This is a genomic window from Algoriphagus sp. TR-M9 (assembly GCF_027594545.1).
In the GTDB taxonomy this organism is placed as follows: Bacteria; Bacteroidota; Bacteroidia; order Cytophagales; family Cyclobacteriaceae; genus Algoriphagus; species Algoriphagus halophytocola.
The window spans coordinates 4,196,219-4,208,534 of sequence record NZ_CP115160.1 but is presented as its reverse complement, the minus strand read 5'-3'; the positions used below and the strand labels follow the sequence as shown (position 1 = coordinate 4,208,534).

Sequence of the window (12,316 nt, the reverse complement as noted above, 5' to 3'; positions counted from 1 at the left end):
TCATGTATATAGATCCACATATTCACGTCGTTTCCCGTACCACGGATGATTACGAAGCCATGCGCAAAGCAGGGATTGTGGCGATTATAGAACCGGCTTTCTGGCTGGGACAGCCTCGTACAGAGGTGGGAAGTTTCAAAGATTACTTCAGTACGCTGGTAGGATGGGAGCGTTTTCGCGCCAGCCAATTCGGAATTGTGCATTATTGCACCATGGGTTTGAATTCTAAGGAAGCCAATAACGAACCGTTGGCAGAGGAGGTAATGGAGCTTTTACCGCTTTATGTGGGGAAGGAAGGCGTAGTGGCGATTGGAGAAATCGGCTATGATGATCAGACCGAGGCTGAGGATAAATTTTACAGACTTCAGTTGGAGTTGGCCAAAGAAGTGGATCTTCCGGTACTTATCCATACGCCTCACAGAGATAAAAGAAAAGGAACCATCCGTAGCATGGATGTGTCCGAAGAGCACGGTTTGGATCCCCAAATGGTGATTGTAGATCATAATAATGAAGAGACCGTGAAGGAAGTTTTGGATAGAGGTTACTATGCCGGGTTTACCATTTATCCACATACCAAAATGGGTTCTGAGCGCATGGTGGAAATCGTGAAGCAATACGGTCCAGAACGCATTATCGTCAATTCCGCTGCGGATTGGGGGATATCAGATCCACTGGCAGTGCCAAAAACTGCTGATCTGATGCGAAAGTCGGGAATTCCTGAAGATCATATCAAGCTGGTCACTTATCAAAATGCCCTGACGGCATTTGGGCAAAGCGGACAAATGGATGAGCAAGACTGGCTGAATGCTGCCCCACTGGATCAAACCAAAAAAATGAGCGGTAACTCTGTACTTCGTGGAGGTCAAACTCCCCGCGTGGAAGGGCCTTCAGATATAGTAGAAAATTAATTATGGGTTCATCCCGTCTATTCGCATACTTACAGCTTACCCGGCCTGCCAATGTAGTCACTGCTTTAGCAGATATTTGGGCAGGCTTTGCTGTAGCTGGAGCCTGGGCATTTATAGCCTTGGATCTGGGCTCAGATCAGCATGAATACCTTCTCCATTTAGCATGGCTTTCATTGAGCACAATTGGATTGTATGCAGGTGGAGTAGCATTCAATGATGTCTTTGATGCGGAACTGGATGCTGTGGAAAGGCCGGAAAGACCCATTCCTAGCGGAAGAGTTTCCAAAGCTTCAGCGGCTTGGATGTCTTTTTTACTATTGCTGCTAGGGGTGGTCTCTGCCGCTCAGGTGAATATGGTGTCTGCAGTAATCGCATTATCAGTGGCACTTTTGGCTGTTCTTTATGATTACTGGGGGAAGCACCAGCATATTCTCGGCCCTATCAATATGGGACTTTGCCGAACGGGAAATCTGCTATTGGGTATAACTGTAGTTCCAGAATTACTCCAGAAATTTTGGCCGCTGGGCTTCATCCCACTGGTTTTTGTAGCTGCCATAACTATGATCAGTAGAGGGGAAGTACATGGCAAAAACAAAGTGGCGCTATATGCAGGTTTGCTGATGTATGTGCTTGTTATTCTAAGTATTGGCAGCATGCCCCTCTTGCATGATACTTCGATTTGGGAGGTTTTGCCATTCTTGGCATTACTCAGTTACATGGTTTTTCCACCTTTGATCAAAGCTATTCGCACACAGGATCCAAAATTGATTGGTAAGTCTGTAAAAGCTGCCGTTATTTCCTTGATTATTGTCAACTCTTCCATAGCAGCTGCCTTTGCAGGATGGAAGATTGGAATAATTGTATTATTGTTGCTCCCAATTTCTCTTTGGCTGGCCAAAAAATTTGCTGTTACCTAGGGTATAGCAAACTAAATGACGCTTAGAATTGTATTATTTCTAAGTCCAAAGCCTATAGTCACCTATTTCCTATGAATACCATTATCCAACAAAAGTTTGCAGTACCGTACCAGTACCCTGTCTGCTTCTCAGAAGCGATCTTTGAAACCTCAAATGAGCAGTTTGTAGGGTTGCTAGGGAAAGATAGGCTTTCCAAAATTTTGTTTGTAGTGGACGAAGGTGTTGCTAAAGAGCATCCTTTGTTACTGGATCAAATTCAGGCTTATTCCCGCGCTTTTTCTGATCGATTTATTTTGGCCAGCGACCCCATAGTGGTGCCAGGAGGCGAGGCCAGCAAAAACGATGAGGCGATTTACAAGCAGATTGTGGAGGCAACGCATTTATACGGAATAGACAGGCATTCTTACATCGCCGTGATCGGTGGAGGCGCTGTGATAGATATGGCTGGTTTTGCAGCAGCTATTTCGCATCGGGGTATACGGTTAATCCGCATACCTACTACTGTTCTTTCTCAAAATGATTCTGCCGTTGGGGTGAAAAACTCTGTGAATGCTTATGGTAAAAAGAATTACTTAGGAACCTTCACTCCACCTTATGCAGTGTTGAATGATTTCAATTTCCTCAAAACCTTGGATGACAGGGATTGGAGATCTGGGATTTCAGAAGCCATCAAAGTGGCATTGATCAAAGATTTGAGCTTTTTCACTTGGATGGAAGAGCATGCTACTGCCCTGGCAGCTAGGGAAATGGAGCCAATGAAATCTCTGATCATTCGTTGTGCGCAAATGCACTTGGACCACATCGCAGGTAAGGATCCATTTGAGTTTGGATCGTCCAGACCTTTGGATTTTGGGCATTGGGCGGCTCATAAATTAGAACATTTGAGCAAATTCCGCATTCGTCATGGCGAGGCCGTAGCGATAGGGATTGTGCTGGACTCTACTTATTCATTTTTAAAAGGCTGGATTTCTGAAGAGGATCTGAGCAGGATAGTTAGGCTTTTCAAGCAGCTGGGATTTTCGCTTTTTGCACCTGAATTGGCAGGTGAAAACCTGATTAAAGGCCTGCAGGAATTTCAGGAGCATCTGGGAGGTCAATTGACTATCATGCTTTTAGCTCAACTTGGTCAAGGCGAAGAGGTACATGAAATGGACCATCAACTGATTTACCAGGCAGTGGACATGCTGAAGGACTTTCAGGAAAACAGCACCTTAGTCAATAGTTAAATTACTCCAAAACCCTTCTTTACTTATGGAAATCAAAGGTTTTCAACTCAGTTACTGTAGCAATATCCATCCTGGAGAATCTTGGGAGGCCACTTTTGAAAACCTGAAGAAATACATTCCTGAAGTCAAAGAAAGACTTAACTGCCAAGGTGATTTTGGGATTGGGCTTCGTCTTTCTCATGAAGCTAGTTTAATACTGGAGCAACCCGAAATCCTACAAGAATTTCAAGCCTGGCTAGCCCGGGAAAATGCGTATGTGTTTACGATGAACGGGTTTCCTTATGGAGATTTTCACCGAACTACTGTAAAAGATCAGGTACATTTCCCGGATTGGACCACTGAAGCGCGCAGAGATTACACCATTCGCTCTTTTCGAATTTTAGCCCAACTTCTGCCTGAGGGCATAGATGGGGGGATCTCCACTTCGCCTGTTTCCTATAGACACTGGTTCCAATCAGAGGATGATTTAAAAGCAGGTATGGAAACCGCCACACAGCATCTATTGGAAGTGGCGGCTGCATTGTATCAGATTAAAAAGGAAACGGGTAAGACTCTTCACCTTGATATAGAACCTGAGCCCGACGGGATTTTGGAAAATTCAGATGAGATGCTCTGGTTGTTCACCGACTGGCTAATTCCAAAGGGAAGGGTTTGGCTAGCCGAAAAATTAGGTGTTTCGCAAGAGTTTGCCGAAGAGATAATCAAGGAACATATCCAGGTTTGTTACGATGTGTGTCACTTTGCAATTGTCTACGAAAAGCCAGCTGACACCTTTGCTAAGTTTGAAAAGGCAGGAATCAAAATCGGCAAAATTCAGATTTCGGCAGCGCTGCGGGTATTAATTCCAGAATTACCGGATGCCCGTGATTTGCTCAAAGTAAATCTTTTGCCTTTTGAAGAGTCCACCTACCTGCATCAGGTCGTAGCCAAAACCGCTAGTGGAGGTTTGAATTCTTATCCAGACTTGCCTGATGCCCTCCAGGTTTTGGAATCTACCAAGGAAACAGAATGGCGAATCCACTTTCATGTTCCTGTATTTTTGGATAATTATGGGACTCTCGCTTCCACACAAGATCAAATTTCAATTGTTCTCAATGAAATTTTAAAAAACCCTTCTTGGACAAATCACCTGGAAGTAGAAACTTATACTTGGGAAGTTTTGCCAGAAGATACACGCCTCAGCCTAGGGGAATCCATCTCCAGAGAGTTGGCTTGGGTAATCGAAAAATTGAATTAAAATGAAAAAGACAGTCGTCTTAGATATAGTAGCACTTTCCCCTCGAGTAATTGGAGAGCATACACCATTTTTGAAAAAGTGGATAGAAAAAGGTAAACGAGCAGTAGTAGAACCTGTTTTGCCTGCAGTGACTTGCTCTGCTCAATCTGTGTATTTGACCGGAAAGTGGCCCGGTGATAATGGGATCGTAGGGAACGGTTGGTATTTCCAAGACGAATGTGAAATCAAGTTTTGGAGGCAGTCCAACAAGCTGGTTCAATCTCCCAAAGTATGGGAAAGGTTAAAACAAGAGAACGCTGATTTCACTGTAGCCAATATGTTTTGGTGGTACAATATGTACTCCTCTGTGGATTTTGCCGTTACGCCTAGACCTTTGTACCTAGCTGATGGCCGAAAGGAGCCCGATTGCCATAGCCAGCCAATGGACCTGCGGGATCGACTTCAGAAAGAATTAGGACAATTTCCCCTATTCTCTTTCTGGGGACCAAATGCCAACATAGCTTCAAGCAAGTGGATCGCTGAAGCTTCCAAAAAAGTAGATGAATGGCACAATCCAACATTGAACCTAATCTACATCCCGCATTTGGATTACTCACTTCAGAAGTATGGGATTGATTTTGACAAAATCGGAAAGTATTTGAAAGAGGTGGATGAGTTGGCAGAGGATTTAATTACTTATTTCGAAAGGCAGGGAACTCAGGTAATATTGCTGTCAGAGTACGCGATCACCACGGTGAGTAAACCAGTTCATTTGAATAGAATTTTCAGAAATCAGGGTTGGATTCAGGTAAAAGATGAGCAGGGGTTAGAGACATTAGATGCAGGAACCTCGAAAGTCTTCGCAGTGGCTGATCACCAAGTAGCACATGTGCATGTGAATGAGCTAAGCTTATTGCCTCAGGTGAAAAAGCTGCTGGAGGAAACACCTGGAGTGGAGTTAGTTCTGGATGAAGAAGGCAAAAAGAAGCATCATATAGCTCATGAGCGTTCTGGAGATTTAGTGGTGATGGCAGATAAAGAGTCTTGGTTTACTTACTATTTCTGGTTGGACGATGCAAAAGCTCCGGATTACGCCAGATGCGTGGATATCCACAAAAAACCGGGTTATGATCCCGTTGAGCTATTTTTGAATCCGGACATTAAAATTCCTATGCTCGCAGTTGGGTCAAAGGTTCTGAAGAAAAAGCTAGGATTCAGATACCTGATGGATGTGATTCCGCTGGATGCGACTTTGGTAAAAGGTGCTCACGGACGATTGAGCGAGGATGATTTGGATAAGCCGCTCTTGGTAGCCGATGGAGATCTGCTGGGGCAAGATTCCATGCAGCCTACAGAGGTATTTGATTTGATTTTGAAAGCAGTGAGAGGGGAATAATGTGAAATTAGAGGTTCGAAATTTGAGATTTTCAAAAATTTGGGCTTTGGACTTATCTTTTTCAGAGATAATTTTAGGTTCCGGAATTTATTTATTGCAGAGTTGGCAGTGAAAGCAATCAATTCATTTTCATATATTTAGTTTCTAATTAACACTAGGATGACGACCGTTAAAGAAGAGTTTCATAAGCTAATTGAAGAAATAGAAGATGAGAATCTAATTGCCTCGTACTTCGAGTTATTTCTTCATTTGACCAAGAAGAAAGATGGGAGTTTGATGCAAGGACTAACTAACCATGAAAAATCAGAACTTTTACTTAGCTATATTGAAAGTCATAATAATGACAATTTGGTTAAACACGAGCAGCTCTATAATGAATACTCCAAATGGCTCGAGAAATAGTATGGACGAAAAGAGCAAGTAATAGCTTTAGAAGAATTACTAATTATCTAGAGTATGAATTTGGGGAAAAGACAACTAGAAATTTTATTTTAAGAACTTTCAATGTAATAGACCTTCTCAAGGCCAACCCTGAAATGGGGACGATTGAAAGCTATGAATTAGGAATTTTTGGCTATTTGATCACCAAACATAATCGCCTTTTTTATAGATTTAGCCAATCAGAACTAATTCTTTTAAACTTTTTTGACACTAGATCTCAGCGCCCAAAATTTTAGGTTTACTTCTCAAATATATGAATGCAAGACTTCGTTGAGCCTGTTACCATTTCTATTCCTATTTTTACAAAAAAATCATTCATGCGCATTTACAGCTCTCGATACTTATACTTTTCATTTTTACTGATTTTAGCTTTCGCCTGCGGCAAAAAGGAAGAAAGCTGTGAATTGTCGGACGATATTCTTGGCCAGGATCTGACCCTCAAAATCGATAGGTTGGAACAGGATTTTTTTAGTGCCAAATCCGTGGAGGAGTTTAATTATTTGCTTGAGGCCCATCCTGAATTTGCCAAGGAATACCTACAAATGGACCTCTATCCAAGCCAGGATTCCTTAGCTTCCGAGCTTCTTGCCATTCATCAGGATTCGGCTATGCAGATTTTAGCCGATTCTGTAGCAGGTAGTTTTCCGGATATTTCGGATGTAGAGCACGAATTAGAAAATGCATTTAAAGCCATTAAATACTACTTTCCTGAATTTCAGGTTCCAAAGGTCTATACCTTTGTTTCGGGCTTTAATTCTGACCTGGTGGTGACAGATGAGTTGATCGTAATCGGTTTGGATTATTTTCTGCCTCCCACGCATTCATTTCAGCCAGAACTCCCACGATATATGGCTGAGCGCTATGACAAACCATATATAGTTCCCATGATCGTTTTGGCAGTTTCGGCACGATTCAATGAAACCAACCCTGCCGATAATACCCTTCTGGCTGAGATGATCTATTATGGTAAATCGTATCATTTTACAAAGGCGATCATGCCTTGTACTTCAGATCAATTTATCATAGGTTATACCCCAGAGGCTATAGCAGAAAGCTTTGCCAATGAGGAGTTTATTTGGTCACATTTCATTGAAAATGAGCTGCTTTATGAGACCAATCCCTTTGAAATCCGAAAGTACATAGGGGAAGCACCTTTTACCGATGCGATCAGCACCAAAGCTCCGGGTAGAATGGGAAGATGGCTGGGCTGGAATATAGTCGATGACTATCAGTTCAATCAAGATGTTCCCTTGGATGTACTGATGGCGGAGCCGGATGCTGAGAAAATTTTTAGAGAATCGGGTTATAGACCTAGAAAGCCAAATCAGTAGGTAGCTAATGAAGAGTTGATAAAAAAAAGCGAGTCCATTGTTAGACTCGCTTTTTTACACTAAACCCCTTCCTAATTATTTACTCCGGAATAATTACTTGATCTATGACGTGAATCACACCATTTGTAGCGTGTATGTTCAGCATGCTTGGTACTAGATTGCTATCATTAATCATCAACCCAGGAAGGTCTACACTTAGATTTTCACCTTCCAAAAGTGTTGGAAGACTGGCTCCATCTCTGAGGTCTTGGGAGAATGCTCTTGCAGGAACCACATGATAAGTCAATACATCGGTCAACAAATCCAGATCGATGTCATCGACTCCATCAACTCCCAGTGCGTCATATAGTGCTTCAAAAGCAGCATCAGTGGGTGCAAATACGGTCAAGTTATCCTCAAATCCACCGCTAACTGCATCTACCAAACCTGCTCTAGTGAGAGCAGCCACCAGTTGGGTGAACTCAGGAGTGGAAGCCTGTGTGCTTGCAACAGCGATTTCTGCAATGCTCTGGGTAGGAGCAGTAATCACATAATCCAAGGTGTGGATTACACCATTACTCGCCATCTTATCAGTAGCGATCACCTGGGTGTTACCATTGATCCACACTCCATTATTTGGGTCTATGCTTACGTAAAAGGGATCTTCCGTCAGTGAAGTCACTGGACCTGCACTTACATCTGCAGCCATTACGCTACCAGCTGCTACGTGATAACTTAGAATATCTGCCAAACTTGCATTTCCTAAAATATCATCTGCACTTAATCCATTATCGCTCAAGAAATCTCCAAAAGCATCATCATTAGGCGCAAATACTGTAAATGGACCAGTTCCGCTCAAAGCCCCTTCTAATCCCGCTACTTCTATAGCTGCTGATAGCGTAGTAAAACTAGGATCATCCTCTAGTACATCTACGATATCATCCGGATCTGGCATCATGTCATCGTCATCATCATCATCGCAGGAGCTAAAGCCTACTGTAACGGCGAGCGCTAATAACAGCGAAAAATATCGCCAAGCATTCAATTTAAGATTTTTCATGTCAGTTGGTTTATGGTTAAATATTAAGTTGGATCAATGAAACCAGCTAACTGAGGAAATGTTTAAAAATGAAGTTGATCAGGAAAAAAATAGTTAGTTAACCATCTGAAAATCAATGCGTATATACTTAAAATAAAAGTTGATTGACCTAATCTATGCGCTCAGAGTATCCTTTTCGTCTGAGTAACTTTGAGGGATTTGTTTAGGGTTTATGCATTGGATCAATCTGGAAACAGCCAGCTCTTTGGTGAAATATTTTTCCGCCAATTTTCTGGCATTTTGGCCCATTCTCACAAGTTCTTCTGGGGTCTGATCCAGTTCTTCCAGCTTCTCAAAACTCTTTTCGATCTTGGCAGGTAGGCAGGGAATCCCCAGCTCATGAGTCTTCACCAGGTCATACACCCATCCTTTGTGATTGACCAAAATAGCTTTCCCGGCTGCCAAAGCATCAAAAAATTTATTCGGACTATTTGTTTTCAAAACAGGCAAGTGAGCAAAAGATATCCAGGCAAAATCCGCCAGACCCAGCACTTCATTTACTTTATCCTTCGGCCCAAAGGGCAAAAAACGCACATTCGAGAGTAACTTTTCGCTAGCAAAACCCTGGAGCTTTGACTTGTAACTTCCTTCTCCCATAATGAGAAATTGCCAATTTTTACCCCGGAGTTTGGCCAATTCCGCAAGCGTCAACAGTTCATCCACGGCATTTACTTTACCCAATGCTCCGGTATAGGCAATGGTCAAGGAGTTCTGCAATCCATATTTTTGAAGGGAAAATTGGCTTTTCTCTATAGGGAAAAACCTATCCAAATCTGAGAAATTTGGAATTAAATGAATTTTCTGGTTTGGAGTGACCTTCCTCAGGTGATCTGCGATTCCCGGAGAAAGTGCCACCAAACTCATGGCACGCTGGTATATCTTTTTCTCCAAGCTTTTCAAACTGCTTTTCAACAGCGGATTCTTAATCACCCCAACTTCTATCGGTGCCTGCGGCCAGAGATCACGAACTTCAAAAATATAAGGAATAGCCAAGCGCTCTTTTGCCCATAGCACAAGCAAACCGGTAGTAAGCGGCGTAGAAGTCACATAAAGCAAATCTGGCCTTGGAAGTTTTTTGATCAGTTTTTTGGCTTGGCGTACATAGTTTAGAAAGGCCCAGGCTCTTTTAAAAAAACCGAATTTCTGATCGTAAGCCACAGGCAAGTAATGCACTTTGATCCCATCTATCCAGCGCTGATCGTAGCCGATTCTTGAGCCGCCAGTGATCATTTCCACTTCGTGCCCGGCATCCACCAATCCCTTCCCCAAGTGATAAGAGCGCACGGCTCCACCTTCGGTCGGGGTTTTGAAATACTGATGGATGTAGATTATCCTCATAGCTTCTGCAATTTCACCCATTCTGCGAGAAGAAACAGATTGTAAAGCGTTAAGAAATGGTGTTTGGTGCCAAGATCTGGCCTTGAGCAAAGTGTACGCATTTCGGGAGGGAAGTGCTCTCCATGGGTCTTCTCGAAATTCTTGAGAGAAGAAAATATACGCTTCGCAAATTCTCCATTTTCCGCAAACCATTCCTGAAGTGGCAGTCCAAAGCCTAGTTTTTTGCGCTGAGCTACCCAAGTCAAATCCAGTTCTTCTAGGTATTTCTTGATCCATAGTTTGCCTCGCAAAAGACTTTCATCCTGCACCTGCTCCCAAAGTGCCAGCATACTTGCATCCAAATATGGAGATCGACCTTCTAAGCTATGTGCCATGAGTGCATTGTCCTGGATTTTCAGCACATCCTGCACCAGATAAACCTGTCGGTCAAAGTCCAGCATCTGCTTGTATTCATGTAGATTTGCATTGAAAATCCGCTCATAGTCCTGTGCTAGATCTGCCGGGATATCCCGCAATCCAGAGAAATTCAAGAAAGTTTTGCGTGGATCTGTTTCTATGGCGGAAAAAAACTTCTGGTAGCTCCTACCCAGGGGTAGTTTTCCCAAAATCCCCCGAAACCGGAGTAAAGGATTTTTATAATTCTGATAAAGGGCAAAAGCCTGATGTCTTTGATATCCACCCCAGAGCTCATCCGCTCCTGCACCGGAAACCAAAACTTTGACAGTGTTTTTGGCTTCTTTGCCTATCATCCAGTAAAGAAAACCTGCTGAATCACCAATAGGCTGATCCACAGATTTCAGGTAATCTTCCCAGTTTTCCCAGAAAGTCCTCTGATCAATTTCTACCAAATGATGACTGCTCAGGTATTGCTTGGTAAACCTGCTGGCGGAGTCTCCATCAGCGTATTTCTTTCTGTACTTGGATTCGACCTGAATGGTGTATGAAGGCAAGTGCGAACCGGTTTCCCGCTGCCAAATCGCGTAAATCAGGGAGCTGTCTGAACCCCCGCTCAACAGCATGCCTACGGGTACATCAGCATGGAATTGATTGAGAATGGAGTCGGTCAGGGTTTCTTTGAAATTGGGGTAAGTGACCCCGGTATTATGTTTAGATGCTGAAGAAATATTATCCCATCGAAATGCCGAGTGATTGGATAATTTACTGTATCGCTGGGGTTTCCATTCATGGATTCCCTTGTAAAATGAATTTCCCAATACTGGAGCCCGGAGGTAAAAATAGGACTCAAATTGACGGGTGTCCAAGGGGCTCGATTTCAGATTATGAATGGAGCGGGATTCGGAAGAAACCATAAGCGTATCTGGATTTTGAGCGTAGAATAGAGGTTTTTCTCCATTTCTATCCCTCGCGATAAGCACAGATTTCTCGGTCAAATCCACATAAATAAAAGCAAACATGCCCTGGAGTTTTTCCAGTGCCTTTGTGCCAAACACCCGGATCATGTGCAGTACCACTTCTGTATCGGAATGCGTGGAAAGGGTAATTCCCATCTGAACAAGCAGATTTCTGTGCTCCTGAAAATTATAAAGCTCACCATTCCATAAAAGCAAAGACCTGCTGTCGGGTGACCAAAATGGCTGATCGGCTTCGGATCCCGTGTGCAGAATTTTCAGGCGATTTACTCCAATCCAAAGCCCTGGCCAGGGACTTAGGCTTTCCTGCTGGTCAGGTCCGCGATGCTTGCTATTCTGAAGCATGCTCTCCATTGCCTCTCTATTGGCCTCTTTGCCCCAGATCAGGTGAATCCCGCACATTAATTTCCAGTTTGAACTTTGGTGACTTTCCCGTTTTGCTTCTCAAAGTACCTACACAAATGCGTGAGGGTACATTCTTCGCATTTAGGTTTTCGTGCTAGGCACACATACCGGCCATGCAAAATCAGCCAGTGATGTGCGATGTGTACATATTCCTTGGGAATGTGCCTGATGAGTTGCTTTTCCACTTCCAACGGAGTTTTGGCAGTCTGGGAGACTAAGCCCAGTCTTTTTGAAACTCGAAATACGTGAGTATCCACAGCCATATTCGGTTGATTCCACACCACTGAAGTAATTACATTCGCAGTTTTTCGGCCTACTCCGGGCAGTTTGATCAACTCAGGGACGGTAGCGGGAACCTCTCCGCCAAAGTCTTCGATCAGCATTTTGCCTAAGCCCAACAAATGCTTGGTCTTATTATTCGGATATGAAACGGTCTTGATGTATGGAAATAGCTCATCAAAATTCGAAGCTGCCAGAAACTCAGGTCCAGGAAACTTTTCGAAAAGTGCCGGTGTCACCATATTGATGCGCTTATCGGTGCATTGTGCTGAAAGTACCACTGCGACTAAGAGCTGAAAGGGATTTTCATACTGAAGCTCAGTTTCAGCAATTGGCATATTTTCCCTGAAATGTTTGATGACCGCTTCGTATCGTTCTTTTTTAAGCATAATGATTTTTTTAACCGCAGAT

11 protein-coding genes are annotated in these 12,316 nt (G+C 43.2%); 7 read left to right on the top strand and 4 right to left on the bottom strand.

The window, feature by feature from the left end; translation table 11 throughout:
• Nucleotides 1-2: 2 nt before the first annotated feature.
• From PBT90_RS17950 to gldB, 7 genes are all read left to right on the top strand, one after another.
• Nucleotides 3-908, top strand: a complete 906-nt coding sequence (locus tag PBT90_RS17950) for a TatD family hydrolase (RefSeq protein WP_264807873.1) — start codon at nucleotides 3-5, stop codon at nucleotides 906-908.
• Between the two features lie 2 nt (nucleotides 909-910).
• Entirely contained in the window at nucleotides 911-1,825 is a 915-nt protein-coding gene (eboC, locus tag PBT90_RS17945; protein WP_264807872.1) for a UbiA-like protein EboC, read from the top strand.
• Between the two features lie 71 nt (nucleotides 1,826-1,896).
• The gene (locus PBT90_RS17940; protein WP_270130497.1) at nucleotides 1,897-3,051 is read left to right on the top strand and encodes a 3-dehydroquinate synthase; all 1,155 of its coding nucleotides are present in this window, start codon (nucleotides 1,897-1,899) and stop codon (nucleotides 3,049-3,051) included.
• A gap of 25 nt (nucleotides 3,052-3,076) precedes the next feature.
• The gene (eboE, locus tag PBT90_RS17935; RefSeq protein WP_270130495.1) at nucleotides 3,077-4,288 is read left to right on the top strand and encodes a metabolite traffic protein EboE; all 1,212 of its coding nucleotides are present in this window, start codon (nucleotides 3,077-3,079) and stop codon (nucleotides 4,286-4,288) included.
• 1 nt (nucleotide 4,289) lies between these two features.
• Nucleotides 4,290-5,663, top strand: coding sequence for an alkaline phosphatase family protein (locus tag PBT90_RS17930; RefSeq protein ID WP_270130493.1), 1,374 nt, complete (start codon nucleotides 4,290-4,292; stop codon nucleotides 5,661-5,663).
• 386 nt (nucleotides 5,664-6,049) lie between these two features.
• Nucleotides 6,050-6,340: a type II toxin-antitoxin system RelE/ParE family toxin gene (locus PBT90_RS17925; RefSeq protein ID WP_270130491.1), complete on the top strand. Its 291-nt coding sequence runs from the start codon at nucleotides 6,050-6,052 to the stop codon at nucleotides 6,338-6,340.
• Nucleotides 6,341-6,421: 81 nt separating this feature from the next.
• The gene (gene gldB / locus PBT90_RS17920) at nucleotides 6,422-7,435 is read left to right on the top strand and encodes a gliding motility lipoprotein GldB (RefSeq protein ID WP_270130489.1); all 1,014 of its coding nucleotides are present in this window, start codon (nucleotides 6,422-6,424) and stop codon (nucleotides 7,433-7,435) included.
• A gap of 79 nt (nucleotides 7,436-7,514) precedes the next feature.
• Here the strand turns inward: gldB and PBT90_RS17915 are convergent, their stop codons facing one another.
• From PBT90_RS17915 to nth, 4 genes are all read right to left on the bottom strand, one after another.
• The gene (locus PBT90_RS17915; RefSeq protein WP_270130487.1) at nucleotides 7,515-8,474 is read right to left on the bottom strand and encodes a fasciclin domain-containing protein; all 960 of its coding nucleotides are present in this window, start codon (nucleotides 8,472-8,474) and stop codon (nucleotides 7,515-7,517) included.
• Nucleotides 8,475-8,627: 153 nt separating this feature from the next.
• Entirely contained in the window at nucleotides 8,628-9,851 is a 1,224-nt protein-coding gene (locus PBT90_RS17910) for a glycosyltransferase family 4 protein (protein ID WP_264807866.1), read from the bottom strand.
• Nucleotides 9,848-11,623 carry an asparagine synthase (glutamine-hydrolyzing) gene (gene asnB / locus PBT90_RS17905; protein ID WP_264807865.1) on the bottom strand — a complete coding sequence of 592 codons (1,776 nt, stop codon included), beginning with the start codon at nucleotides 11,621-11,623 and terminating at the stop codon, nucleotides 9,848-9,850. The genes PBT90_RS17910 and asnB overlap by 4 nt, the downstream gene beginning before the upstream one ends.
• Complete coding sequence (gene nth, locus PBT90_RS17900; protein WP_264807864.1) at nucleotides 11,623-12,294, bottom strand: endonuclease III; 672 nt, start codon at nucleotides 12,292-12,294, stop codon at nucleotides 11,623-11,625. The genes asnB and nth overlap by 1 nt, the downstream gene beginning before the upstream one ends.
• Nucleotides 12,295-12,316: the final 22 nt, after the last annotated feature.